At 59.2% G+C, this 25210-nt stretch carries 27 protein-coding genes and 1 pseudogene; 9 read left to right on the forward strand and 19 right to left on the reverse strand.

What is annotated here, in order from left to right; translation table 11 throughout:
• Nucleotides 1-106: 106 nt before the first annotated feature.
• A complete protein-coding gene (dinB, locus tag ACYZT5_RS31115; protein WP_462048718.1) occupies nucleotides 107-1168 on the forward strand; it encodes a DNA polymerase IV in 1062 nt (353 codons plus the stop codon).
• A 100-nt stretch (nucleotides 1169-1268) separates the two neighbouring features.
• Here the strand turns inward: dinB and ACYZT5_RS31120 are convergent, their stop codons facing one another.
• The 4 genes from ACYZT5_RS31120 to ACYZT5_RS31135 all read right to left on the reverse strand — a co-directional run bounded on the left by ACYZT5_RS31120 (nucleotide 1269) and on the right by ACYZT5_RS31135 (nucleotide 6048).
• Nucleotides 1269-2222: a hypothetical protein gene (locus ACYZT5_RS31120; protein WP_462048719.1), complete on the reverse strand. Its 954-nt coding sequence runs from the start codon at nucleotides 2220-2222 to the stop codon at nucleotides 1269-1271.
• Nucleotides 2223-2239: 17 nt separating this feature from the next.
• A complete protein-coding gene (locus tag ACYZT5_RS31125) occupies nucleotides 2240-3955 on the reverse strand; it encodes a proline--tRNA ligase (RefSeq protein ID WP_462048720.1) in 1716 nt (571 codons plus the stop codon).
• 129 nt (nucleotides 3956-4084) lie between these two features.
• Nucleotides 4085-5650: an AmpG family muropeptide MFS transporter gene (locus ACYZT5_RS31130; RefSeq protein WP_462048721.1), complete on the reverse strand. Its 1566-nt coding sequence runs from the start codon at nucleotides 5648-5650 to the stop codon at nucleotides 4085-4087.
• 44 nt (nucleotides 5651-5694) lie between these two features.
• Nucleotides 5695-6048, reverse strand: a complete 354-nt coding sequence (locus ACYZT5_RS31135) for an MGMT family protein (protein ID WP_462048722.1) — start codon at nucleotides 6046-6048, stop codon at nucleotides 5695-5697.
• Between the two features lie 163 nt (nucleotides 6049-6211).
• Here ACYZT5_RS31135 and ACYZT5_RS31140 point away from each other — a divergent pair, with 163 nt between their 5' ends.
• Nucleotides 6212-7219 carry a DUF481 domain-containing protein gene (locus tag ACYZT5_RS31140; RefSeq protein ID WP_462048723.1) on the forward strand — a complete coding sequence of 336 codons (1008 nt, stop codon included), beginning with the start codon at nucleotides 6212-6214 and terminating at the stop codon, nucleotides 7217-7219.
• Between the two features lie 110 nt (nucleotides 7220-7329).
• Here ACYZT5_RS31140 and ACYZT5_RS31145 read toward each other — a convergent pair whose 3' ends face one another.
• Nucleotides 7330-7539, reverse strand: coding sequence for a cold-shock protein (locus ACYZT5_RS31145; RefSeq protein WP_002554837.1), 210 nt, complete (start codon nucleotides 7537-7539; stop codon nucleotides 7330-7332).
• 353 nt (nucleotides 7540-7892) lie between these two features.
• Between ACYZT5_RS31145 and dcd the strand changes: the two genes are divergently transcribed.
• Nucleotides 7893-8459, forward strand: coding sequence for a dCTP deaminase (dcd, locus tag ACYZT5_RS31150; RefSeq protein ID WP_462024956.1), 567 nt, complete (start codon nucleotides 7893-7895; stop codon nucleotides 8457-8459).
• Nucleotides 8460-8565: 106 nt separating this feature from the next.
• Nucleotides 8566-8775 carry a hypothetical protein gene (locus tag ACYZT5_RS31155; protein ID WP_008060697.1) on the forward strand — a complete coding sequence of 70 codons (210 nt, stop codon included), beginning with the start codon at nucleotides 8566-8568 and terminating at the stop codon, nucleotides 8773-8775.
• Nucleotides 8776-8905: 130 nt separating this feature from the next.
• On the opposite strand, the gene ACYZT5_RS31160 is transcribed toward ACYZT5_RS31155, so the two are convergent.
• From ACYZT5_RS31160 to ACYZT5_RS31200, 9 genes are all read right to left on the reverse strand, one after another.
• Nucleotides 8906-9670 carry an ABC transporter ATP-binding protein gene (locus ACYZT5_RS31160; protein ID WP_462048724.1) on the reverse strand — a complete coding sequence of 255 codons (765 nt, stop codon included), beginning with the start codon at nucleotides 9668-9670 and terminating at the stop codon, nucleotides 8906-8908.
• Nucleotides 9671-9683: 13 nt separating this feature from the next.
• Nucleotides 9684-10802, reverse strand: a complete 1119-nt coding sequence (locus ACYZT5_RS31165; RefSeq protein ID WP_462048725.1) for a succinylglutamate desuccinylase/aspartoacylase family protein — start codon at nucleotides 10800-10802, stop codon at nucleotides 9684-9686.
• A 29-nt stretch (nucleotides 10803-10831) separates the two neighbouring features.
• Nucleotides 10832-11542 (reverse strand): ABC transporter permease, encoded by a 711-nt coding sequence (locus ACYZT5_RS31170; protein WP_462048726.1) that lies wholly within the window; start codon nucleotides 11540-11542, stop codon nucleotides 10832-10834.
• Nucleotides 11539-12267 carry an ABC transporter permease gene (locus tag ACYZT5_RS31175; RefSeq protein WP_462048727.1) on the reverse strand — a complete coding sequence of 243 codons (729 nt, stop codon included), beginning with the start codon at nucleotides 12265-12267 and terminating at the stop codon, nucleotides 11539-11541. Before ACYZT5_RS31175 ends, ACYZT5_RS31170 begins: the two co-directional genes overlap by 4 nt.
• A gap of 56 nt (nucleotides 12268-12323) precedes the next feature.
• Nucleotides 12324-13106: a transporter substrate-binding domain-containing protein gene (locus ACYZT5_RS31180; protein ID WP_462048728.1), complete on the reverse strand. Its 783-nt coding sequence runs from the start codon at nucleotides 13104-13106 to the stop codon at nucleotides 12324-12326.
• A 205-nt stretch (nucleotides 13107-13311) separates the two neighbouring features.
• Nucleotides 13312-15000 carry an ATP-dependent DNA ligase gene (locus ACYZT5_RS31185; RefSeq protein ID WP_462048729.1) on the reverse strand — a complete coding sequence of 563 codons (1689 nt, stop codon included), beginning with the start codon at nucleotides 14998-15000 and terminating at the stop codon, nucleotides 13312-13314.
• Nucleotides 14997-16031 (reverse strand): ligase-associated DNA damage response exonuclease, encoded by a 1035-nt coding sequence (locus ACYZT5_RS31190; protein ID WP_462048730.1) that lies wholly within the window; start codon nucleotides 16029-16031, stop codon nucleotides 14997-14999. The genes ACYZT5_RS31185 and ACYZT5_RS31190 overlap by 4 nt, the downstream gene beginning before the upstream one ends.
• Before the next feature lie 202 nt (nucleotides 16032-16233).
• Nucleotides 16234-18684 (reverse strand): penicillin acylase family protein, encoded by a 2451-nt coding sequence (locus tag ACYZT5_RS31195; protein ID WP_462048731.1) that lies wholly within the window; start codon nucleotides 18682-18684, stop codon nucleotides 16234-16236.
• 229 nt (nucleotides 18685-18913) lie between these two features.
• A complete protein-coding gene (locus tag ACYZT5_RS31200; RefSeq protein WP_462048732.1) occupies nucleotides 18914-19558 on the reverse strand; it encodes a glutathione binding-like protein in 645 nt (214 codons plus the stop codon).
• Nucleotides 19559-19704: 146 nt separating this feature from the next.
• On the opposite strand from ACYZT5_RS31200, the gene ACYZT5_RS31205 reads away from it, so the two are divergent.
• The gene (locus ACYZT5_RS31205) at nucleotides 19705-20253 is read left to right on the forward strand and encodes a cysteine hydrolase family protein (RefSeq protein ID WP_462052340.1); all 549 of its coding nucleotides are present in this window, start codon (nucleotides 19705-19707) and stop codon (nucleotides 20251-20253) included.
• Between the two features lie 103 nt (nucleotides 20254-20356).
• On the opposite strand, the gene ACYZT5_RS31210 is transcribed toward ACYZT5_RS31205, so the two are convergent.
• The 4 genes from ACYZT5_RS31210 to ACYZT5_RS31225 are packed head-to-tail and all read right to left on the reverse strand — an operon-like array spanning nucleotide 20357 to nucleotide 22080.
• Nucleotides 20357-20566 carry an SEC-C metal-binding domain-containing protein gene (locus tag ACYZT5_RS31210; protein WP_007906737.1) on the reverse strand — a complete coding sequence of 70 codons (210 nt, stop codon included), beginning with the start codon at nucleotides 20564-20566 and terminating at the stop codon, nucleotides 20357-20359.
• Entirely contained in the window at nucleotides 20563-21057 is a 495-nt protein-coding gene (locus tag ACYZT5_RS31215; protein WP_462048733.1) for an LEA/WHy family protein, read from the reverse strand. Before ACYZT5_RS31215 ends, ACYZT5_RS31210 begins: the two co-directional genes overlap by 4 nt.
• A 44-nt stretch (nucleotides 21058-21101) precedes the next feature.
• A complete protein-coding gene (locus tag ACYZT5_RS31220) occupies nucleotides 21102-21578 on the reverse strand; it encodes a YchJ family protein (protein ID WP_462048734.1) in 477 nt (158 codons plus the stop codon).
• A 4-nt stretch (nucleotides 21579-21582) separates the two neighbouring features.
• Nucleotides 21583-22080: a DUF6231 family protein gene (locus tag ACYZT5_RS31225; protein ID WP_462048735.1), complete on the reverse strand. Its 498-nt coding sequence runs from the start codon at nucleotides 22078-22080 to the stop codon at nucleotides 21583-21585.
• A 191-nt stretch (nucleotides 22081-22271) separates the two neighbouring features.
• Between ACYZT5_RS31225 and ACYZT5_RS31230 the strand changes: the two genes are divergently transcribed.
• The 4 genes and pseudogenes from ACYZT5_RS31230 to ACYZT5_RS31245 all read left to right on the forward strand — a co-directional run bounded on the left by ACYZT5_RS31230 (nucleotide 22272) and on the right by ACYZT5_RS31245 (nucleotide 24638).
• Complete coding sequence (locus ACYZT5_RS31230) at nucleotides 22272-22967, forward strand: OmpA family protein (RefSeq protein WP_462048736.1); 696 nt, start codon at nucleotides 22272-22274, stop codon at nucleotides 22965-22967.
• A 90-nt stretch (nucleotides 22968-23057) separates the two neighbouring features.
• A pseudogene (locus tag ACYZT5_RS31235) lies at nucleotides 23058-23432 on the forward strand (OmpA family protein); the annotation flags it as partial.
• 176 nt (nucleotides 23433-23608) lie between these two features.
• Entirely contained in the window at nucleotides 23609-23887 is a 279-nt protein-coding gene (locus ACYZT5_RS31240) for a DUF1145 domain-containing protein (RefSeq protein ID WP_462048737.1), read from the forward strand.
• Nucleotides 23880-24638: a collagen-like protein gene (locus ACYZT5_RS31245; RefSeq protein ID WP_462048738.1), complete on the forward strand. Its 759-nt coding sequence runs from the start codon at nucleotides 23880-23882 to the stop codon at nucleotides 24636-24638. Before ACYZT5_RS31240 ends, ACYZT5_RS31245 begins: the two co-directional genes overlap by 8 nt.
• Before the next feature lie 110 nt (nucleotides 24639-24748).
• On the opposite strand, the gene ACYZT5_RS31250 is transcribed toward ACYZT5_RS31245, so the two are convergent.
• Complete coding sequence (locus ACYZT5_RS31250) at nucleotides 24749-25207, reverse strand: CopD family protein (RefSeq protein WP_462048739.1); 459 nt, start codon at nucleotides 25205-25207, stop codon at nucleotides 24749-24751.
• Between the last annotated feature and the right edge of the window lie 3 nt (nucleotides 25208-25210).

Consider the following 25210-nt stretch of genomic DNA (forward strand, 5'->3'; position numbering starts at 1 on the left):
GTGAAAAAGAACATTCGGAGTACTGGTGCTATATACAGGTGTCAGTGAGATACTGCCGATCTGACTCGCCAAGACTCCATTTCTTCACCATGAACACTGCTTTTATATGACGCAGCGAAAAATCATCCACGTCGATTGTGACTGCTTCTACGCCGCCATCGAGATGCGTGACGACCCGCGCCTGGCCGGTAAGCCTCTGGCGGTGGGTGGTTCGGCGGATCGACGTGGTGTGATCGCCACCTGCAATTATGAAGCGCGGGCGTATGGGGTGCGCTCGGCCATGTCTTCCGGACATGCCTTGAAGCTGTGCCCCGACCTGACCATCGTCAAGCCGCGCATGGAGGCCTATAGAGAGGCCTCGAAGGAAATTCACACAATATTTCGCGATTACACCGACTTGATCGAGCCGCTTTCGCTGGATGAGGCCTACCTCGACGTGTCGGAGTGCGCGCATTTCGGCGGCAGCGCCACGCGGATCGCCCAAGACATTCGCCGTCGTGTCTCTAATCAACTGCACATCACCGTTTCGGCGGGCGTAGCGCCGAACAAGTTTCTGGCCAAGATAGCCAGCGACTGGAAGAAGCCCAACGGCTTGTTCGTCATCACGCCGGATCAGGTCGAGGATTTTGTCAGTGGCTTGCCGGTGAGCAAGCTGCACGGCGTTGGCAAAGTGACCGCAGACAAACTGGGCAAGCTGGGCATTGTTGATTGCTCGCATCTGCGCGAATGGGACAAGTTGGCGCTTGTGCGGGAATTTGGCAGCTTCGGCGAGCGACTCTGGAGCCTGGCTCGTGGGATCGATGACCGGTTGGTGCACAACGACAGTCGCCGGCAGTCGATCAGTGTCGAAAACACCTACGACGTGGACCTGCCGGATCTGGTGAGCTGCCTTGATAAATTACCCCAGTTGCTGGAAACCCTCGCCGGCCGCATGGCGCGGATCGACAGCAGCTATCGGCCGGGCAAGCCGTTCGTCAAAGTGAAATTCCATGACTTCACCCAGACCACTCTGGAGCAGGCCGGGGCAGGGCGGGATTTGGGGAGCTATCAGTTATTGCTGACCCAGGCGTTCAATCGCGGCGGGAAACCGGTGCGGTTGCTGGGAATTGGAGTGCGGCTGGAGGATTTGCGCGGTGGGTTTGAGCAGATGGAGTTGTTTGAGCGGTAGATCTGTGGTGAATGTAAGGGCCTCTTCGCGGGCAAGCCTCGCTCCTACAGGAATATGCGATACCTGTAGGAGCGAGGCTTGCCCGCGAAGCTTTTAGGCCTTAATTCGGTCCCGGATCCGCTACCAGTCGCCCGGCATCCTTGGTCAACGACTTGAGGAATTCGGTCTGCAACTCAGGATCGTTGCGCGTCAGTTCGATCAGGCTCTGTTCCAGCTCGGTGGCTTCTTCTTCCAGGCCCAGTTCCGACAGACGTTTGACCCGGTGTACCCACTGGCTCACTTCGTCGTCTTCGAGGTCGTCGTAAATCAGCCCGTGAGCTTCGAGCAGCTTGCCACGCAAGGAACTACTGACCGCCAGGGACGAATCGGTGTGCACATCGTCTTGGGCATCTTCGACACTGATCAGCAGTCGGCTCAGATGATTGATGTCATGTTCGGCGAAAGGGCTGTCCAGCAGGTTCACGCGCAATACGCCGTTTTTGTCGGTGCTCAGCTCGAACGTTTCCTTGCCGGCCTTGACCTCAACCGGACGCTCGCTCCATGGCAGGCTCGAGTATTCGGTGCGCTTGTCGAGCTGGACCTCGTCGATTCCCGCCAGGTTCTGCTGCGCGCGACCATGAGACTGCACGTTCATGAACGGGTTGAGCCCGGCGAAACCGTAGCTCAACCAATCTTTCGTCACGCTGTCCGGCAGGTTACCGAGAGCGAACACGTTGACCACGTTCGCACCGACACCGGCCACCACGGCCACCGCACCCAGCGGGATCTCGTAAGCCTCCCGCCAGGGTTGGTAAGGCGTGTAGCGATCGTAGTGGCGTGTGACTTCGAATTCGGTGACTTCGAAAGTCTTCTGCTCGTGGATCTTCACCCGACGCTGCGGCAGCTCAAGCACCTTTGGCTCGCCGACATCGATCTGCAGGCTGTGATCGAGCAATTTGCGCTCGACACGTTCCTCGTGCTCGCTGCGTTGCGACATGTGATTGGCACAGCCGCTGACCAGCAGGGTGCCGCACAGGGCGGCACCACCGAGGCCTAAGGTGTTTCGCTTGAACATGACTTCTCTATCTGGTGTCAGCGGCGGATACGGGCCTGGAGGAAGGACAGCACGTCAGCGACCGGCAGCGCTTGCGCTTCGGGTTCGGTACGGCTCTTGTATTCCAGATTGCCTTCGGCGAGGCCGCGGTCACTGACCACGATCCGGTGAGGAATGCCGATCAGCTCCATGTCCGCGAACTTGATGCCCGGGCTGGTTTTTTTGTCGCGGTCGTCCAGCAATACTTCGAAGCCGGCTGCAGTCAGTTCTGCATACAGCTTGTCGGTGGCTTCGCGAACCTGTTCGGTTTCGTAGCGCAGCGGTACCAGAGCGATCTGGAACGGCGCCAGCGTGTCGCTCCAGATGATGCCGTTTGCGTCGTTGTTCTGCTCGATCGCTGCAGCCACCACGCGGGAAACGCCGATGCCGTAGCAACCCATTTCCAGAGTGACCGGCTTGCCATTCTCGCCCAGCACTTCGCACTTCATCGCTTTGCTGTACTTGTTGCCCAGCTGGAAGATGTGCCCGACTTCGATGCCGCGCTTGATTTCCAGTGTGCCTTTGCCGTCAGGGCTTGGGTCGCCAGCGACGACGTTGCGCAGGTCAGCAACGGTCGGAACTGGCAGATCGCGCTCCCAGTTCACGCCGAAGTAGTGCTTGTCGTCGATGTTCGCGCCGATACCGAAGTCGCTCATCAGCTCGACAGAGCGGTCGATGATGATTGGCAGTGGCAGGTTCAACGGGCCGAGGGAACCGGCGCCAGCGCCAATGGCGTCGCGCAGTTCGGCTTCGGACGCCATGACCAGCGGGCTGGCAACGCCTGGCTGGTTGGCGGCCTTGATTTCGTTGAGCTCGTGGTCGCCACGGATGATCAGGGCAATCAGCTTGCCTTGCTCTTCAGCGTGAACCACCAGGGTCTTGATGGTCTTTTCGATCGGCAGGTTGAAGCCTTCGACCAATTGCGCGATGGTCTTGGCGTTCGGCGTGTCGACCAGGCGCAGCGCTTCGGTCGGTGCGGCGCGGGAAGCTTCGCGCGGCACGGCTTCTGCTTTCTCGATGTTCGCGGCGTAGTCGGAGCCGTTGCTGAAGACGATGTCGTCTTCGCCGGATTCGGCCAGTACGTGGAACTCGTGGGAGCCGGCGCCACCGATCGAGCCGTTGTCGGCTTCAACCGGGCGGAACTTCAGGCCCAGACGGGTGAACACGTTGCAATACGCCTGGTGCATGCGGTCGTAGGTGACCTGCAGCGATGGCTGGTCAGCGTGGAAGGAGTAGGCGTCCTTCATGATGAATTCGCGACCGCGCATCAAACCGAAGCGTGGACGAATTTCGTCACGGAATTTGGTCTGGATCTGGTACAGGTTGATCGGCAGCTGTTTGTAGCTGCTCAACTCGTTGCGCATCAGGTCGGTGATGACTTCTTCGTGAGTCGGACCGGCACAGAAGTCGCGACCGTGGCGATCCTTGAAGCGCAACAATTCAGGGCCGTATTCTTCCCAGCGACCGGATTCCTGCCACAGCTCAGCCGGTTGGGTGCTCGGCATCAACACTTCGAGAGAGCCAGCGGCGTTCATTTCTTCACGAACGACGGCTTCAACCTTGCGCATCACTCGCAAGCCCATCGGCAGCCAGGTGTACAGGCCCGAGGCGAGTTTGCGGATCATGCCGGCGCGCAGCATCAGCTGATGGCTGATCACGACCGCGTCGGAAGGCGTTTCTTTCTGTGTGGCGAGCAAAAATTGACTGGTGCGCATGGTTGGCCGTTGTCGGTTGCTGATGACGAGAAATGACGGAGCATTGTACGGGCGAGATCTGCTGGCGTACAGGCGTGCGGTCGGCGGTGTGGCAGGAGGGCGGGAATCACGCGCCCTCTGCGATGCTTCCTACGATTCTTCCGCGACCTGGGTCGGAACCGGTTCTGGCGTTGGCGTTGGTGTCGGACCTTCGCGGCGGCTCTCCTGGAACCAGTGCAACGCGATCAACAGCAGCGTCGGTACGCCCAGCAGGGCAGTGATCAGGAAGAAGTTGTGATAGCCGAATTTCTCCACCATGACCCCCGAGTAGCCGCCGATCAGGCGTGGCAGCAAGAGCATGATCGAGCTGAGCAGGGCGTACTGGGTCGCAGAGAACTTCAAGTTGGTCAGGCTCGACAGGTAGGCGACAAACGCCGAGGTCGCCAGGCCCGAACTGAAGTTATCCAGGGAAATGGTGAGGATCAGCATGTTCAGGTTGGCGCCCATGTCGGCGAGCATCAGGAACAGCAGGTTGGTGCCGGCCGACGCAATGCCGCCGATGAACAGGATCGGCAAGATGCCGAAGCGCACGATCAGCAAGCCGCCCATGCCGGCACCGACCAGGGTCATGATCAGGCCAAAGATCTTGCTAACGCTGGCAATCTGATCCTTGGTGAAGCCCTGGTCGATGTAGAACACATTGGCCATCACGCCCATGACCGTATCGGACATCCGATAGGTGGCGATCAGGCCAAGCAGCAGCAAAGCCTGCCAGCGGTAACGCAGAATGAAATCGTTGACCGGCGTCAGCACTGGCGCCAAGCCGCGGCGGCCTATGGCCGACAGGCAGATAGCCGTGAGCGTGGTGTAGAGGATTGCCCGCAGGAACGCGCGGTCTTCGAGCAGCAGGTCGAGCAGGCTCACCCCGTCGAACAGCACGCTGGCGAAATCGGTGTTGTACAACTGGGTGAACATGGCCGGCACGGAAATCAGCAGCACGATCAACACAAACACCGACGCCAGTTGATGCACAAAGCTGTAGCGCCCGGCCTGAAGTTGCGTGCGCAGGGGCACCGGCGGTTCGCGCATGAAGAGGGAGGTCAGCAGTGCCGGAACCATCAGGGCGCCGAACAGCACGTAAGTGCCGGCCCATGCTGAATGCTGGTAGTTGAAACCGGTGGAACCGAAGCCTTCGGCAAAGAACAGGGCGCCGGCGGTGGCCAGCAACGCTGCGATGCGATAACCGGACATATAACTGGCGGCAAGCGCGGCCTGGCGACTGTCTTCGGCGATTTCCAGGCGATAGGCGTCGATCGCGATGTCTTGCGTCGCCGAGGCGAAGGCGACGACCACTGCAATGGCGATCAGCCAGGACAAATGTTTTTGCGGGTCGCAGAAGCCCATCCCGAACAGACCGAGGATGACCAGCGCCTGGGAAAGCACCAGCCAGGAACGTCGTCGACCGAGCTTGCCGAGCAATGGCAGGCGCCATTGGTCGAGCAGCGGTGACCAGACCCACTTAAAGGCATAGGCCAGGCCGATCAGGCTTGCATAGCCGATGGTTTCGCGAGCCACGCCGGCTTCGCGCAGCCAGACCGAAAGTGTCGAAAACACCAGCATGTAGGGCAGGCCGGCGGCGAAACCAAGCAGCAACAGTACGAGCGTCGAGGGGCTGGCATAGGCGGCGAGCGCGGCGCGCCAGGTTTTACGGGGCATGGGCTGAAGTCTGCCTCAAGAAATACGGAAACAAAGCGCGCACTCTAACCGCTGTGCTCTACCGGGCGCCAGCCATGGCGCTGAATATCAACACGATTATTCAGGATACTGATGCCCTCCATGCGCAAACGCGCGCGTTGTTCATCCCCCGATGGGCTGCCCACAGGCAGGCTGATACGCCCGCCGGCACCGAGCACGCGGTGCCAGGGTAATTTGCTGTCACCCGGCAGTTGGCTCAGTGTCCGCCCGACGAAGCGGGCGGCGCGACCCAATCCCGCCAGCTCGGCAAGCTGCCCGTAACTCACGACTTTGCCCTCGGGGACTTGGGCCAGAGTCAGGTAGAGCGCCGTGCGTCGGATTTGCGCTGGGCTATCGGTTTCAGTGGTTGAGTCGGTCACGTCCGCAGTTCCTGAAAAAATTCACCTTACCGTCTGTAGAGTAAATCCTGGATCACCCATTGAGAAATGAACTCAATAGAAATAGTCGGGTCAGTGCTTGCTAGGGTCTTATTCATACGGATAATGCCGACTTTTTTTCGCAAACTTGAGCCTGTATTTGCTTATGTTGTCCAGAACTCTGCTGTGCCTCGCTGTCGCCAGTGCCTCCACGCCCTTGCTCGCCGATACCGTCTGGTTGAAGAACGGTGACAAGCTGAGCGGCAAGATCACCGTTTTCGATGGCGGCAAGCTGTTGATCCAGACCGAATACGCCGGTGCCGTCCCAATCGACTGGAAGCAGGTTAAGACCCTGGAAAGTGATCAGCAGTTGCTGGTCAAACAGGATGCCTACACCGGCGAAAAGGCCAAGGCGCTGCATGCGGCAGATGACGGCAAGGTCACCTTGGCCAATGGCGACGCTCCCAAGACCGTCGAACTGGCCAGTATCCAGCAGATTCTCAAGCCAAAACCGGTGGTCGAGGATCTGGTGTGGAAGGGGAATGTCGACGCGGCGCTTGATTATCAGCGGGCAGAAAAAGACACCGATGACTACGACATCGACTTCAAAACCACTGCGCGCCATGGCCGGTGGCGGCACACGGCGGAAGGCGAGTACAACCGCGAGTTCCAGGATGACGTAGTCACCACGGACAACCTGCGGGGCGAATACTCGCTCGACCGCTTCCTGACCGAAAAATGGTTCTGGCAAGGGCGCGCTGTCTATAAGCGCGACAAGGTCGAAGACCTGGCCCGCCAGCGAACAGTCGGTACCGGCCCTGGTTACCAATTCTGGGACAACGAGTTGGGCGCATTCTCCCTGGGCTCGCTGGTCAACCGCACGGACTATGAGTTCGCCGACGGCAGCAAAGAAAACTTCTATTCCCTGGCGATGAAATGGGATTACAACCGCTACCTGATCGGCAAGAAGGTGGAGTTCTTCACGAATGGCGAAGTGGGTAAGCCGTTGTCGGGCGTGGCGGATTACGCGCTTGATGCCGAAATGGGCTTGCGCTACAAGGTGACCGAATGGGCGTCGCTTAACCTGAAGGCCGAGCGAGACATTATCAGCGGTACCGACGATGCCGATCTGGACAAGACCCGCTACACCGCGGGGTTTGGCGTGGCCTGGTAAGGCGAAAAAATATCGCAGCCATGGGCTGCGATTTTTTTTGCCTGCAAAACAGACAGGCACAAAAAAGCCCCGCTTTTGAGGGCGGGGCTTTTTACTAAAGCAAGTACAAGTTAGATAACTTGAACTTCTTCAGCTTGCATGCCTTTCTGACCGCGGGTAGCGATGAAAGAAACCTGTTGGCCTTCTTTCAGGCTTTTGAAGCCGTCGGATTGGATAGCTTTGAAGTGAACGAACAGGTCGTCACCGGATTGTGGAGTGATGAAGCCGAAGCCTTTTTCATCGTTGAACCACTTAACGGTACCAGTTTGGCGATTAGACATGGTGTAACTCCTTGAACAAAGATAACTGCGACGCAGGAAGAACCCTGGCCGAGACTGAGTGCAAAGAGCAGGAAAAATTCTTGTAGATGGTTGGATCGAAATTCAACATATCGTGTAGAGATTCTCAGTGACACAAGCAGCACAGTGGCGCCACCTTAACCCTTTTTCCGGAACGTGCCAATGCTTCCTGCGAAGGTTTCTCTGTTTTCATGACTGACGGTGCACCCGATTGCGGCGAAGGGCCGGATTTCACGGGGGATTGGCGAGAATTGTGCCTCGGACTTTGAACCCGAAGCGCGCGCCCGGTAAGATGCCGGACAGATTTTTCCACCTCGCTATTCAGGACACCCGCCATGAGCATCAAATCGGACAAGTGGATTCGCCGCATGGCGCAAGAGCACGGCATGATCGAGCCCTTCGTAGAGCGCCAGATGCGCGGCGAAGGCGCCGAGCGAGTGATTTCCTACGGCGTGTCGAGCTATGGCTACGACGTACGCTGCGCCGATGAATTCAAAGTGTTCACCAACATCAATTCGGCGACCGTTGATCCGAAGAACTTCGACGAGAAGAGCTTCGTCGACGTCAAGAGCGATGTCTGCATCATCCCGCCGAACTCCTTTGCCTTGGCGCGTACCGTGGAATTCTTTCGTATTCCGCGCAATGTGCTGACTATCTGCCTGGGTAAAAGCACCTACGCTCGTTGCGGCATTATCGTCAACGTGACGCCGCTTGAGCCTGAGTGGGAAGGCCACGTGACCCTGGAATTCTCTAATACCACCACGTTGCCGGCAAAAATCTACGCCAACGAAGGTGTGGCTCAGATGCTGTTTTTCGAATCCGACGAAGAGTGCGAAGTGTCCTACAAGGACCGTGGCGGCAAGTATCAGGGCCAGCGCGGCGTCACCCTGCCACGCACCTGATCCGTTCGTCTGGCAAGTCGTGGGAATTCTTGAGCGGGTAGACACTCTATTGGGTGTACTGCCCGGTTCGCGCAACGCGGACGGGGCCATCGCTCAGGAGTGCTTTATGAAGATCGATCCGCGAATAAGTGCCGAACTGGCAAGGCTTGAGCCCAATCAGGTTGGCGTTTTGGCCTGGTCCTTGTTGGCACACCCACCCGTCAGCATGGCAGGGGGCATCCCCGGTCAGCCTGATCCCGATACGCCCAACGAACAACCTACCGAGCCCGGTGAGCCCACCCTGCCGGATGAGCCGCCTCCCGCGCCCGTTGCGTGATGGCCGCCTGCCGAAAAACGAATGGCGTGTAGGAGCGAAGCTTGCTCGCGAAGGCGATGTGTCAGGCAAGGATAATGTTGGCTGACACACCGCCTTCGCGAGCAAGCTTCGCTCCTACAGAGTTTTAGGTTTACTTGAGATTGCCGCTCAAAAACTGCTTCAGCCGCTCACTTTTCGGATTGCCCAGTACGTCGTTCGGTGCGCCTTCTTCCTCCACCAACCCTTGGTGCAGGAACAACACCTGACTCGATACTTTGCGGGCGAAGCTCATTTCGTGGGTGACCATGATCATGGTCCGGCCTTCTTCGGCCAGGCCCTGGATCACTTTGAGCACTTCGCCCACCAGTTCCGGGTCGAGCGCTGAGGTCGGTTCGTCGAACAGCATGACTTCCGGTTCCATGGCCAATGCGCGGGCAATGGCGACCCGTTGCTGCTGACCGCCGGACAGGAACGCCGGGTACTGATCGGCCACCCGCGCCGCCAGCCCGACTTTGTCGAGGTAACGGTGGGCACGGTCTTCGGCCTCTTTCTTACTGCAACCCAACACCCGGCGCGGCGCCATGGTGATGTTTTCCAGCACCGTCATGTGGCTCCACAAGTTGAAGTGCTGGAACACCATGGCCAGGCGGGTGCGAATCCGTTGCAGTTCATCGGCGTCGGCCACGTGCATGCCGTGGCGATCCTTGATCATGCGGATATTCTGGCCGTCCAGGCTCATGGCGCCGTCGTTGGGTTGTTCGAGAAAGTTGATGCAACGCAGGAAGGTACTTTTGCCCGAGCCGCTGGCGCCGATCAGGCTGATGACGTCGCCGGTGTTGGCCTTGAGCGAAACGCCTTTGAGTACTTCATGATCGCCATAGCTTTTATGCAGGCCTTCAATGGTCAGTTTGTACATGGGGCATGCATCCTCAAGGCGAAAGTAGGTAGCCGCTGCGATAGGCTTCGGTGCCCGCAACGTGGGCGATCACCATGCCGGCAGTGGCCATGCGTCGCAGCGAGCGGGCGTACATAAGCCCGGCGGAAGTGCAATGAACGGGGGTGACGCGATCATTGATCGGGTCGATGATTTCGGCGATCAGTTGCCCGGCTTCGAGGTATTCCCCCGGCAGTGCGGTGAACACCAGCAGCCCGCCGACCGGTGTTGCCACCGGTTCTACGCCAGCCAGCGGCGTGGCCGGGTAGGGCAGTTCGGGCAGCGGAGCGGGTTCGCCAGCAATGGCGCCGAAGTGAATCAGGTAATTGACCAGCGCCTGGCAATCGAGGCTGGCCAACGGGTGATTGACGTCGCCCTGACCGCGCAATTCAACGGTGACCGAAAAACTGCCCAGCGGAATGTCGAAGTGTTCGCCGAAGCGCTCCTTCAACTGCCACCAGAGCAGGGTGAAGCATTCATCGAACGACTGACCGCCAGAATCGGTGGCCAGCAGACTGGCTTCGGCCCCGATGTACCGCGCCAGCGGCTCGACCTGCGGCCAGGCTTCGGGCGTGGTGTAAAGGTGGGCGACCGCTTCGAAATCGCAATGCAGGTCCAGCACCATGTCGGCATCGCAAGCCAGCCGTTGCAGGATCAGGCGCTGGGATTGCAGTTGCGTGCTGGCAGTTTGCTGAGCGAGGGTATTGCGCAGGCAGCTGCGAATCAGTTCGAGGTTGAGCTGCGGATCGTCGCCGAGTTGGCCTTCGATCTCGTTGCCGACGGCTTCGCTCAAATCGACGAACCAGCGATTGAAGTTCTGCCCGCTTTCCAGTTCGTAACGGCCCAGCGGCACATCCATCAGCACTTGTTCGAGGCCGACCGGGTTGGCTATCGGCACCAGCACGATTTCGCTGCGCAAACGGCCGGTGGCTTCCAGCTCCGCCAGACGCTGCTTGAGGTGCCAGGCCACCAGCATGCCCGGCATTTCGTCGGCATGCAGGGACGACTGGATGTAGATCTTGCCTTTGGCCGACGATGGGCCGAAGTGAAAGCTGTGAATCTGTCGTGCGGTCCCCGGCAGTGGGGCCAGCAGGTCATGAATCTGGTGGCGCATGTTCGTCTCTTTATTCCTGAAAGCGGGTCCTAGTGGGTCGGCCCGAGGAAGGCCAGCCATCGGCGTTCGGCGAGGCGGAACAGGCCGACCAGCGCAAAGGTAACGGTCAGGTAGATCAGCGCGGCGATGCCGAACGACTGGAAGGTCAGGAAGGTCGCCGAGTTGGCATCCCGCGCGACTTTCAATATGTCCGGGATGGTCGCGGTGAACGCCACGGTCGTCGAGTGCAGCATCAGAATCACTTCGTTGCTGTAATAAGGCAACGAACGACGCAGGGCCGAGGGCATGATCACGTAGGCATAAAGCTTCCAGCCTGTCAGACCGTAAGCCTTGGCCGCTTCGACTTCACCATGAGCCATGCTGCGAATTGCCCCGGCGAAAATCTCCGTGGTGTAGGCGCAAGTGTTCAGGGCGAAGGCCAGGATGGTGCAGTTCATCGCGTCGCGAAAGAAGCTGTCCAGCACCGGTTGAGCGCGTACGGCGGCCAGGCTGTAGATACCGGTGTAGCAAATCAGCAGCTGGATATAGAGCGGCGTACCGCGGAACAGGTAGGTGTAGAACTGCACTGGCCAGCGGATGTAGAAGTGCGGCGAAACCCGGGCGATGGAGAGCGGAATCGACACCAGAAAACCGATGAAGATCGACGCACTGAGCAGCCACATGGTCATGGCCAGGCCGGTAATGTTGTAGCCGTCGGTATAAAGGAAGGGTTTCCAGTATTCCTGCAAGAGTTCGATCATCGTACGGCCTCCCGGGAGCCGGCGGCGTAGCGGCGTTCGAGCCAGCGCAGGACGACGTTGGACGCGCTGGTGATCAGCAGGTAAATCAGCGCTGCAAGGACCAGGAAGTAGAACAACTGGTAGGTGCTTTTGCCGGCATCCTGCGCAGCCTTGACCAGGTCGGCAAGGCCGATGATCGAGACCAGTGCGGTGGCCTTGAGCATCACCATCCAGTTGTTACCGATACCCGGCAGGGCAAAACGCATCATCTGCGGGAACACCACGATACGAAAACGCTGGCCGCGTTTGAGTCCATAAGCGGTGGCGGCTTCGACCTGGCCCCGTGGCACCGCGAGAATCGCGCCACGGAAGGTTTCGGTGAAATACGCGCCATAAATGAAGCCCAGGGTGATGACCCCGGCGCTGAACGGGTTGATCTCGATATATTCCCATTCCATGAAATCGGTGAACGACGTCAACCAGGTTTGCAGGCTGTAGAAAATCAACAGCATCAGCACAAGGTCCGGCACGCCGCGAATCAGCGTTGTGTAGAGCTGAGCCGGGACGCGCACCAGTTTGACTTTTGACAGCTTGGCACTGGCGCCGAGCAAGCCGAGCAAAACGGCCACCAACAGCGACAACACCGATAATTTGATGGTCATCCAGGTGCCTTCCATCAGCAACGGACCGAAGCCCTTGAGGCTGAAGGCTGAGAGCCCCAGGTTTTGTAGTAGGTTTTCGAACATAAATCAGCAACCTGATCGGATGAAAAAAGCGCCCATCGCGAGATGGGCGCCGGGCATTATTTGCCGCTGTACAGATTCAGATCGCCAAAGTGTTTCTTCTGAATGGTGGCGTAGGTGCCATCGTCGTGTAACGCTTTGATACCTTTATCCAAAAGTGCCTTGAGGTCTTTGTTACCTTTCGAGATACCGACAGCCGTTTTGGCTGGCAGCAGAGGATCATCCACTGGCTTGCTGACTTCGTAATCTGCACCTTGTGGCGACTTCAAAAAGCCCAGTTCGGCTTGCAGCATGTCCTGAATCGAGGCGTCCAGACGACCGGAGGTCAGGTCAGCATAGACCTGGTCCTGGTTGGCGTAGGCCTGGGTTTTCACGCCAGCCTTGTCCAGCACGGCTTTGGCATAGGCTTCCTGGATGGTGCCTTGCTCGTAACCGACGGTTTTGCCCTTCAGCGAAGCAGTATCTTCGCTCAGGCCGGAACCCTTCTTGAATACCAAGGAAGTCGGACCGGAGAACAGCTCGCTGGAGAAGTCGATGACTTTTTCGCGGGCCGGGGTGACGGTCATCGAAGAGATCACACCGTCGAATTTATTGGCCTTCAGGCCCGGAATCATGCCGTCGAAATCGCTTTCGACCCATTTGCACTTGACCTTCAGCTCGGCGCAGATCGCGTTACCCAGATCGATGTCGAAGCCTACCAGGCTACCGTCAGCCGCTTTCGATTCAAACGGAGCGTAGGAAGGGTCAACGCCAAAACGCAATTCTTTGTATTCCTTGGCCAGCGCGGAACCGGCTGCCATGCACAACGCCAGTGCAGAAAGGGTCAGCAATGCTTTTTTCATTATTCAATCCCTAAGAACCAATATGAGCGCTTGTGGCGCAGAATTATTGTTACTGGAAAGCGTAAGACGTACTGAAAGTAGCAATTTCCGAACCAGAGTCCCGAACAAGTGTTTTAAAAGGTAATACAAGAAGTGGCAATATGCGATTGTGCACGAAAACGGGCATCGAAAATTTTATGCACTGAAGTGGGGCGCAGCCGGATCGTCAGCCGAGTAAATCCTGCAACGTCCGAAGATTGTCCGCCTCCTCAACCGACTTATCCTGCCGCCAACGCAACATCCTCGGAAACCGCACCGCAATCCCGCTCTTGTATCGTTTGGACAGAGCGATGCCCTCAAACCCCAGTTCAAACACCAGACTCGGCGTCACACTGCTCACCGGCCCGAATTTCTCTACGGTGGTCTTGCGCACGATGCTGTCGACCTGGCGCATTTCTTCGTCGGTCAGCCCTGAATAGGCCTTGGCGAACGGTACCAGTGTGCGTTCGCTCGCCTCAGGCGGCCCGTCCCACACAGCGAAGGTGTAATCGCTGTAGAGACTGGCGCGGCGACCATGCCCGCGTTGCGCATAGATCAGCACCGCGTCAACGATAAACGGGTCGACTTTCCATTTCCACCAGACGCCCATGTCCTTGGTCCGCCCCACGCCATACAGCGCATCCCGAGCTTTGAGCATCATGCCTTCGACACCGAGACTGCGGGAGGCTTCCCGTTGTCGGGCGAGGTCGAACCAGTTTTCGCCAGTGAGCACAGGCGAGGGCAGCAGCGCCGGGTTAGCGCAGGTTTTCACCACCTGTTCCAGCTGAGTGCGACGCGTGGCCTGAGTCTGATTGCGCCAGTCTTCACCCTGCCATTCCAGCAGGTCGTAGGCGAGGACGACCACTGGCACTTCTTCTAGAATTTTTTTGTCCAGGGTTTTACGGCCGATCCGCTGTTGCAGCAGAGCGAAAGGTTTTACCGCGGGTGAGGCTGGGGAATGAGGGTCGAAGGCGTCCTCGGTGGTGGGTTGTGCGGTTTTCCAAGCAACGATTTCACCGTCAATCACGGTGCCATCGGGCAAGCAGTGAACCAGACTATCGAGTTCGGGGAAGCGCTCGGTCACCAGCTCTTCACCTCGCGACCAGATCCACAGTCGCCCGTCGCGTTTGACTACCTGCGCGCGGATGCCGTCCCACTTCCATTCCACTTGCCAGTGGCTGGCGGGGCCAAGCAGGGCTTCGAATTGTTCAACGGGTTGTGATAGCGCGTGGGCGAGAAAAAACGGGTAGGGCTGACCACCGCGTTGCGCATGTTCGTCAGACGATTCAGCGGCGATCAGCATCAAATAACCGGACGCGCTCGGGCGGTTGGACAGGTCGGTGTAACCCACCAGTCGCTGGGCTACTCGTTTGCTGTCGAGCCCGGCCATGGCCGCCAAGGCACGGGTTACCAGCAACTTGGATACGCCGACGCGGAAACTGCCGGTGATCAGTTTGATGCAGAGCATCAGGCTCTGGCGGTCCAGTTGCGACCACAGGGCTGGCAGTCGATCGGCGAGGATTTGCGGGGTTTCACCGCGCAGAGGCAGCAGTTTGTGTTCAATCCAGACCGCCAATCCATCGTTGGAGCTGTGAAGGGCTTCGGGCAATACCAGTGAAATGGTTTCCGCCAGATCGCCGACCGCCTGATAACTCTCTTCAAACAGCCACGGCGAGAGGCCGGATGACGCCACCGCCAGCTCTCGCAGGATGCGCACTGGCACCAGTTGTCGAGGTCGTCCGCCGGACAAAAAGTAAACAGCCCATGCGGCATCTTCCGGCGCGGCTTTGGCGAAGTAGTTTTGCATCGCCGCGAGTTTGGCGTTGCTCGATGTTGTGGCGTCGAGTTCGGCGTATAACTCGGCGAAGGCCTTCATGGCAGCACCTCGGCGTTCTCGGGTTCGACAGCTGCGTTTTCTTCCTCATCGTCGCCGTACTCGGTGCTGAAACTCTGGGCGTCCAGACCCTGTTCGCGCAGATGGCGCACCAGTACACCCACCGAACCATGGGTCACCAGGACCCGTTCCGCACCGGTCTGTTCGATGGCCCAGAGCAGGCCCGGCCAGTCGGCGTGGTCAGACAGTACGAAGCCACGGTCCACGCCGCGCCGCCGCCGTGTACCCCGCAACCGCATCCAGCCGCTGGCGAAGCCGTCGCTGTAGTCGCCGAATCGGCGCATCCAGGTACTGCCGCCAGCGGAAGGTGGGGCGATGACCAAGGCTTTGCGCATCATCGGATCGCTCTTTTTGACCTCGCCGGCATAGATCGTTGGCGGTAAGTAAATACCGCTCTCGCGATACACCCGGTTCAGTGGTTCCACCGCGCCATGCACCAGAATGGGGCCGAGGCTGGCGTCGATGCCGTGGAGAATGCGCTGGGCCTTGCCGAAGGAATAGCAGAACAGCACGCTGGTTTTGTCGGCGGCGGCATTGGCCTGCCACCACTGATTGATCTCGGCAAAGACCTGCGCCTGGGGTTGCCAGCGATAAATCGGCAGGCCGAAGGTCGATTCAGTGATGAAGGTATCGCAGCGCACGGGTTCGAACGGCGTGCAGGTGCCGTCGGGCTCGATTTTGTAATCGCCCGAGGCGACCCAGACTTCGCCACCGTATTCCAGACGCACTTGGGCTGAGCCAAGTACATGGCCGGCGGGGTGAAAGCTCAGGGTGACGCCGTGATGCGTCAGCGGTTGACCGTAAGGCAGGGTTTGCAGGTTGATGTCTGCGCCCAGACGAGCGCGCAGGATGCCTTCGCCGGGCGCGGCTGCCAGGTAATGCTGGTTGCCGCCTCTGGCATGGTCGCCGTGGGCATGAGTGATGACCGAACGCTCGACTGGCCGCCACGGGTCGATATAGAAATCGCCGGCGGGGCAGTACAAACCTTCAGGACGTGCGATAACAAGATCCATGTTGTTACCAAAATGAGGGGACTTGTTAGCTATGAGGTTTGCGCGAGGCTGGAAGTTCTATTGAGTTTTAGCGGTGCTGGAAGATGATCGTTCCCACGCTCTGCGTGGTAATGCCTCAAGGGACGCTCCGCGTCCAGTGACGCGGAGCGTCACGGGCTGCATTCCCACGCGGAGCGTGGGAACGATCAGCAAAGGAGGGGCGTTATTTGCCAGGTGTCAGCGTCAACCGCGTCTTCCCATACACCTTGTCAAAGTTCTGCGGCTGCATCGGCAAACTCATGTATTGCCCCTTGAGCCAAGGATCAATACTGTCGAGGTAGTTCGGACTCGCCGGATTGCCGGATTGCCCAGTACCGTTCTGGCCCATCAGCGGTTCGGCCTGGCCGAAGTCGACGATAAAGCGCATGGCCGGCGCCAGGGTCGTGTTGAAATCCTGACCCCAGGCGAACGCCGAGGTATTGAGCGTGGTGTGATCGCCACCCGCCGCGAATGGACCGCGCACGGTCTGGCCACTGGCATTCTTCCATTCATAGCGGTGCAGTTTGCCCCACTGCCAGGCTTTGTGATCGCCGCCCAGCTGACTGTCGCCAGCGCTGATCGCCGCTGCCAGACTGCGGGCGAGGATCGCCGGTTTGTCTTCTTTCTGCGGTGTGCGAGCGTCATCCCAGAACGGACTGTCCTCACGCCCCAGCAGGTGATCGGCCTGGGCCGCGTAGGACACCTTACCGTTGGCGATAAAGGCTTTCCACGCCGGGCTGCTTTGCGGACCCAGTTCATCGAGGAAAATCTGTTGGGTACTTTGCTGCAGGAACAGCTCATAAATCGCCGCATCGGCGGAGGTCGGGCTGAGTTTGCCGTCGAAGGCCATCAGGCGGGTATACGCCTCGCGAGCTTTGCCGCGATCCGCCTCAGGCAACGCTTCGATGGCCTGTTTAAGCGGCTGGGACATGCCCGGTGCTTCAAACATTTTCTTCAGTTTGGCAGCGAAGGTGGTGGTCTGATCGTATTGCATGGCGATCACGCTGCGCGTGTCATGTTTGCCCACACCCGCCAGTTCGGCCATGCGTTCTCCACGCTCCGGCGCTGACCAGGAGTTGGACAGTTGCATGCCGTAGCCATGGGGAATGACTCGCTGGTTGGCTGTGCCGAGCCAGCCTTGGGCCGGATCCTGATCATAGGGATGGAGCATCGGGTCGGCGTAACCGTCCCAATCGTAACGACCTTCCCAGCCCGGCGACGGCAGCAGGCCTTCGCCTTCGCGACGGTTCGGGTAGCGACCGGTGACTTGCCAGCCGATGTTGCTGGCGTCGGCAAATACCAGGTTCAGCGCAATGGCGCGGATTTCACGGCTGGCGTCGGAGGCTTTCTCGACGTTCTGTGCACGGGACAGGTCGAAAAACGCGTCCAGTGTCTTGTCGTCGGTGAAGTCTGGCGTCTGCAAGGCCAGGCCGAGCCCATTGGCCAGCGTCGTGCCTTGGGCACTATTGAGCAGCGGGCCGTGACGGGTTTCGTACACCACTTCGCGAATCGGCCGCTGGCCTTTGACGAAGTAGGTTTCGTTACGCACGATCGCCGGCTGCCATTTGCCGCCAACCTCGTAGGAAAGTCCGTTGCCCTGGCGTTTGATTTTTTCCAGGAACAGGTCCTGGTTGTCGCCCATGACGGTGGTCATGCTCCACGCCACTTTGCCGTTGAAACCGCCGAGCACCATTGGCAAGCCGGCAATCGTCACACCAGAAGCCTGGTACTTCGGCGCGCGGATCTGTACGTAACTGAACAACGAAGGCACGCCCAGTGGTCCATGGCTGTCGCTGGCCAGCAGGCTTTTGCCGCTGCGGCTGCGTTGCGGGCCGATCGCCCAGTTATTCGACGAGGTGGCGCCCAGCAGGTTCAGATCGGACAGTTGGCTCGTGGCTTTACTGATGTCGGCCAGGCCCGGGATTTGCCCGTTGAGCTTGATGCCCTGAAGCTTTTCAGCTTCGGCCAGCGGCAGTTTTTCATCGGGGGCAGACGGCGTCAGCCATGCGAGTTTGTCGGTGGTGACGGTCTGAGCCAGCATCAGTGAGGAAATTTCCTCGGGCAGGTTGGCCGATTGGCTGAAGTTCAGCAGGCAGAAAATCAGCGCTGAATCTTCCGGCTTCCAGTATTCAGGCTTGTAACCAGTGGCCGCGAGGTCTGCTGGCAACTTGTCGCGGTAGCGGAACAAGTAGGCGTTGACCCCGCGCGCATAGACTTCGAAGAAGCGTTTGAGGCGCGGCGATGACGCTTTGTACAGCTCGCCGGCGCTTTTCTTCAGGTTGACGGCGCGCATGTAGCGGTCAGCGTCCAGCAGCTCCGAACCTGACATCTCCGACAAACGGCCCTGAGCCAATAGGCGCAGGGTGACCATTTGCGTGATGCGGTCGCTGGCGTGGACGTAACCCAGGGTGAACAGCGCGTCGTGGAAGGTGTTGCTTTCGATCAACGGCATGCCCATGGCATTGCGGCGTACCGAAACGTTCTGCGCCAGGCCCTTGAGTGGCTGCACGCCGGTGGTCGGCGGGAGGGTGTCCCGGGTGTTCCAGGTCTGACAACCGGTCAGGCTCAAAACACCGGCCACTGCTGCGGCAACGCCGAACCGAGGAAGAAAATGTGTAAGGGCTGGCGAGGCCATGGCAAAGCTCCTGCGGGGGGGGGTAGCGTCATTAAAGGCGCTACGTTAGTGAGCAGCAGGTGGCCGCGCAAGCGGCGGTGGGGTTATTTCTTCACGATGATCGTTCCCACGCGCAGCAAAGGAATGCAGCCCGGGACGCTCTGCGTCCCAAAAGCGGACGCGGAGCGTCCGTTGAGGCATTCCCACGCAGAGCGTGGGAACGATCATGGGCAGGGGAGTGCGTCGTTTTTCAGGGTTTGGGTGGGTTGATTTTTGCCGCCAGGGCATAGGCTTTTACGGTCGCCGGACGGCTCTGTATGTGGTTGAACCAGCGCAGCACGTTGGGGAAGTCTTCCAGGTTCTGACTCTGCCACTTGTGAGAAACGATCCACGGGTAGATCGCCATGTCGGCAATGCTGTATTCGCTGCCAGCGACGAAGTCTTTATCGGCCAGCTGCTTGTCGAGCACGCCATAGAGGCGAGCGGTCTCGTCGATGTAGCGCTTGATCGCGTAGGGGATTTTCTCCGGGGCGAACCGGCTGAAGTGATGATTCTGCCCGGCCATCGGCCCCAGGCCGCCCATCTGCCAGAACAACCATTGCAGCGCTTGTTGGCGCCCACGCAGGTCTTTGGGCAGGAATTTGCCGGTTTTCTCTGCCAGGTACAGCAAAATCGCCCCTGACTCGAACAGCGACAACGGCTCGCCACCATCTGCTGGCTCTTGATCGACGATGGCCGGGATTCTGTTGTTCGGGGAGATTTTCAGAAAGTGAGGCTGGAATTGTTCGTTCTGGCTGATGTTGATCGGATACACGTTGTACGGCAGGCCGGCTTCTTCCAGGAATATCGAGATTTTGTGGCCGTTGGGGGTGGTCCAGTAATACAGGTCGATCATGGAGTACTCCAAATCAAGAGATGTCGTTACTTGCGGACAGCAAACGCCGGCATCAGGTCGTCCTGTTTGCGTTCGATAGCTTGCCTGTAAGAGGAGGTGATGCTGAAGTGCGTGAAATTCAATGACACAGCATGAGAAAAACCGGCATGGAGCTCAAAACGAACGCGGCGTTGATCATCATCGATCAACAAAAAGGCATCCTGCATCCCAAACTGGGTCGCCGAAATAATCCTCAGGCCGAGGAGCGAATCCTCGATTTGCTAACGCATTGGCGTCGAACCGGGCGACCGGTGATTCACGTGCAGCACCTGTCCCGTTCGCCGGAATCGGTGTTCTGGCCGGAGCAGTCCGGGGTGGAGTTTCAGGAGCGGTTCCAGCCACAGACCGGCGAGCAGCTGATTCAGAAACAGGTCCCGGATGCGTTTTGTTCGACCGGGTTGGAGGCGAGTTTGCGCGAGGCTGGGATCGATCAGTTGATCATTGTCGGCGTGGCAACCCACAACTCGGTGGAGTCCACGGCGCGAACGGCCGGGAATCTTGGGTTTGATGCGTGGGTGGCGGAGGATGCGTGCTTTACGTTCGACAAGGCGGATTATTTTGGCAATGCGCATTCAGCCGAGGAGGTGCATGCGATGTCGCTGGGGAATTTGCATGGGGAATATGCGACGGTCGTAAGCTCTGCGCAGATTTTGTAGGAGCGAGGCTTGCCCGCGAAAAGGACGCCTCGGTCATTCAGGCAAACCGCGTCATCGTTCTTCGCGGGCAAGCCTCGCTCCTACAAAGCAATGCTTCAACGCTTTATGCGCCGTGGCACTTCTTGAATTTCTTGCCGTTGCCGCAGGGGCAAGGGTCGTTGCGGCCGACGTCTTTCAGGGCATTGCGCACCGGTTCCTGGTGGGCGTGGCCGCAGTTCGGGCCGTGAACATGGCCATGGTCGTGATCATGGTGGTCGTGATGGTCATGATCGTGGTTGCAGTCAGGGCCATGGACATGGGGTTGCTGGGTCATCGGTTTTGCTCCGGAATTAAATCGGCGGGGATTATCACGCCATTACGCGCCAGGTGCACGTAGTGGGCGATGAATAAACCGGTTTCCAATTCACCTTCCAGGCGATAGGGGATGGGTTGGTCGGGTTTTTTCAGCATTTTCACCAGATCCCGCACCTTGGGCCACAGATTGGTGCGGATCGGCACTTTAAAGTAGGCACTGCGTTTGGGACCGACCGTGAACCAATGCTCGTGCTCGCCTTCGGTCAGCAGCATGTCGCCCAAGTGAATGCGGTACTCGATGCCCCGCACCGTCAGGTCACTGTCGTTGGGGTTGTCGACGCGAAAGTGCAGGAGGAATCGTTGCTGCATCAGTTTGGCCTGGACCACTTCGACCTTGACCAGATGCACCTGCGGCTCCGGCAGGTCGTCGCCGAACCAGGACGCGCAGCTGCCGAGCCCCAGAAACAGGAGCAAGGTGAGGGTTTGAAAGACGCGCCGCTGACTGAGCATGGAGTGACTCCCTTTGATGCCCAGTCTAGTCGCTTGCGATTACCTCAACTGCTGAAATAACCCGAACAACACTTCTTGAATTTCTGTCCGCTGGCGCAAGGGCACGCATCATTGCGTCCGGCCTTGAGTTGTACGGTGGGGTCAATGAAGTACCAGTGGCCGGCATTCTGCACGAACGACGAGCGCTCGCGGTGGCTGTGTTCACCGCTGCCATCGTGCCAGCGCGCGGTGAAGGTCACGAAGGCGTGTTCTGGCTGGCCGCCGAAGACCTCCGAGCTTTCCACTTCAAGGCCCAGCCAGGTGCTTTGGGCGCTCCAGTCGCTGATGGACTGTCGATCGAGGCTGGCCTGTTGCGCGGGCAGGGTGGTGGTCACCAGGTAATCGATCAGCCCCAATACATAGGCGCTGTAGCGCGAACGCATCAAGGCTTCGGCACACGGCGCCGGATGGCCGGCATGATAATGACCGCAGCAGGCATCAAGCAGGGTGCCGCTGCCGCAGGGGCAAATGGATGTACTCATTGCTTTACCACCAATATTTCCCGAAGTTTTCCGGATTGGCCCAAAAGCGTGAGTTGAGCCAGTCGGGTACTTGTTTGTAGTCAAGAAGATCATAGGTGAACAGGGTCAGCACTTGATCGTCGCGCTGGAAGCGTTCGCTGGCCTGCAGGGCCAAGGAGAAAAAATCGGTCTCCTGCCAGCCGCTGGCCGGCAAGTCCGCCAGCACCGCGATGCGACTGGCGTTGAGGTTACGGATCCCGCCAAGCAGGTTCAGGCCATCGCGTTTGGGCAAATGTTCGAGGCAATCGACCACCAGCGCCAAGTCAAACCGGCGCGCCGCCAATTCGGCCGGCAACGCCCCGGGTGCCGCGTGTGCAACACGGGTGTCCGGGTGCGCCAGCTTGAATGCCTCAAGCGCGGGGAACTCGCTGGCGCCAATCAGCAACAGGCGCGCGGGGGCGTAACGATCAAGCAAAGCGGCCAACGCCTGCTGGGGCGTGCGCGAAGAAATACCTGCAATCATCGAAGATCCTCAATCAGAGCTGCCAAGACTAGCCTGCTCAAGAGACCGGGCCTAGAGGTGGTTTGTCGCAAAAGCGCCGATCTACCGTGAACACGGGACAAAACTGCAATGGCCTATTGCTGGCGGAGATTAAAACTCGGGTCTTTACTACCTGAATCGGTTCTAAGCCGATCCCCTCAGGAGAAAACTAGATGAGCATAGTTCGCACAGCATTACCCTTGGTTCTGCTAACCAGTGTGTTGACTGGTTGCGCAGGTTTGCAGAAAACCGACTGGCCGACCTGTGCGGCGGTCGGTGGTGTCGTGGGTGCAGGTCTCGGCGCGACCGAGAGCTCGGCATGGGCGGGGTATGGCGCGCTGCTCGTCGGCGGCACGGCTGCGGCCTATTGCTGGGTTCACGGTGATGGCGACGAAGACGGCGATGGCGTGCCGGATAGCCGCGACAAGTGCCCGGGAACTCCTAGAGGCGTACGCGTCGATGCCGACGGCTGCCCTCCACCGGTGCCTGCGCCAGTGGTCGAAGAAGCGGCCGTGGTTAAAGAAGAAGTCATCGTCATTCGCGATGTTCACTTCCAGTTCGACAAAGCCACACTGACCCCTTCCGATAAAGAAGTACTAAACACCATCGCCACTCGCCTGAAGCAGGAAGCGAGCACCGCCCAGTTGACCGTAACCGGTCACACCGACAGCGTGGGCAGTGATACCTACAACCAGAAACTGTCGGATCGTCGTGCGCACTCGGTGGTCGAATACCTGATTTCCCAAGGTGTACCCCGCAGCGAATTCGTGTCTGTCACCGGTGCCGGTGAAAGCCAGCCGGTCGCCGATAACAAAACCGCTGACGGCCGCTCGATGAACCGTCGCACGGAAATCAAAATCAACCGCTAAACCCCCCGTACTCCGCGGCTTGTGCAGTCGCGGATGCAGGTCTTTACTCCTGTGTTACCGGCATTGGCCGGTCACACAGGAGCTTTCACCATGAGTGTTCTCACACGGACTGTCTTGCCGGTTGTGCTGCTTGGCAGCCTGTTGACCGGTTGCGCTACTCACAGCGATGGCACCGCCCCCCTCAATCAACGAACCTGGCCAATCTGCAGCGTTATTGGCGGACTGGTCGGTGGCGGTCTGGGCGCACTCCAAAGTAGCGGTTGGGCGGCCGGTGGAGCGGCGCTGGGTATCGTGACCGGTGGCTTGATTTGTTACGCCCAGGATGGCGACGAAGACGATGATGGGGTCTTCGATCGACGTGATCGCTGCCCTGATACGCCCGCCAATACGCCTGTCGAACATCATGGTTGTCCATTGCCGCAGTACCCGGCCAGCGTGAAACCCGAACCTGCGCAATCCGAAGTCGGACGCCTATAACCACATCAATCGCTGAGCCCCGTAATAGAGCCGTCGAGCGACAGTTGAAGTCGGTCCGGCGGCCATTCGGCGGCCTTCATGAAGAATTTTCCGTTGCCCTCTGGCTTATCCCGCGTGGAAGCCGGTACTGTGCGCGCAAAGAATAATTCTCAACGGGTGAGCGTATGAACGTGTTTTGGGGGCTGGGGAAGTTATTGACCCTGCTGTTCTGGCTGGTGGTGCTGGTCAATCAGCTCATACCGTTTGTCAATCCTCTGCATCTGTTGGTCGATCTGGTCGGCAGCCTGTTGGCGCTGCTCCATTTTCTGGAGGCGGTGTTCTGCTACCGCAGTCTCAGAGGTCGCGCCCACCCTTGGCGTGATCGCCTGAAGATCCTATTTTTCGGCGTTTTCCACCTGCAAACCATCCCGGCTCCCACCGTATCGAAGGCTTCTCATGCGTAAACTCTGTCTGCTCGCCGCACTCATCAGCCCATTGGCTTGCGCTCAGGTAGTGAGCGTCGAAAGCAACTCCTTGATGCGCTTGCCCAACACCACCAGCACCTTGCAGCTGGAACGCCTGGAAGTGGCCGACTACGGCACGTTGTTGATTCCCTCGAATGTGACCGAGGTCACCGTCGGTGAATTGCGTCTGGGTCGTGAAGCGCGGATCGCCATCGTACCCAGCGAACAGCCGCTTGAGCTGAAGGTCAGTCGTGCGCAGTTGTCCGAAGGCAGCCAGATCACTGCTCGCGGCGCGCCGGGGACTTACCTCAAGGCGGCCCGCTCCGGGCGTAACCTGAGTTTGCAGATCAAGGCACTGAGCGCGCCACTATTGTTGGTGGACGCTCGCGGCGGCGCGGGCGCACCGGGTTTCGTCGGTCTCGATGGGGCCAACGGTCAGGCGCCGGGTTGTACCTGGGGTCAGGCCGGCCGCGGTGCTGATGGCAGTAATGGCAGCGACGGTCAGGCGGGAGCACCGGGTGCGCTGGTAAGGCTGGAAGTGCCGCGTGATTATCCGGTGGAACAGATCAAGGTCCAAGTGGCCGGCGGTGCCGGTGGCGTGGCCGGGCCTGGCGGCAAGCCGGGAGCGGGTGGCAAGGCCAAGGGCTGTTTCGTCTACAAGGCCGATGGCGGCAAGAGCGGGCGTCCTGGCGCTGACGGTCAGCCGGGGTCTGCCGGTGCGGCGGGTTCGGTGACCGTGCAGCGGTTGTAACCCTTTAACTGATTGTTCCCACGCTCTGCGTGGGAATACAGCCCGTGACGCACCGCGTCACTGGACGCGGAGCGTCCCTTGAGGCATTCCCACGCAGAGCGTGGGAACGATCACGGCCGCGCCGCAGCAATCGCCACCAGCACCAACCCGACAATCAGATTAATCCCCACCCACTTGCGAATCCTCCCCAGCACCGCAGCCCCCGTCGGCCAATCCTGCGCCGCCACCGCCGTGCGCAACTCCGGCAACAACAACGCCTGAATCCGGATAAACAGCGCCGTCATCACCACGTACAAGCCCATCATGACCTGTACATAACGCGGCGCCATTTCAAAACCGGCGTACTGCAGTTGAATCATGCCCACACCGCTAATCGGCAAAAGCACCACCGCGACCCAGACCCAGTGGAAAAAACCTTGAAACACTTCTACCCACAGCTTCAAACGGGCAGGGCCTTCCAAAGCCTTCATCGCCGCCGGGCGCAGGACCATCCAGGCGAAAAACATGCCGCCAACCCACACCAGGGCTGACAGTACATGCAGGGTATAAACGAGGCTAAAGGCGGTCATTGA

The sequence above is a fragment of the Pseudomonas sp. LB3P14 genome, from assembly GCF_054898045.1.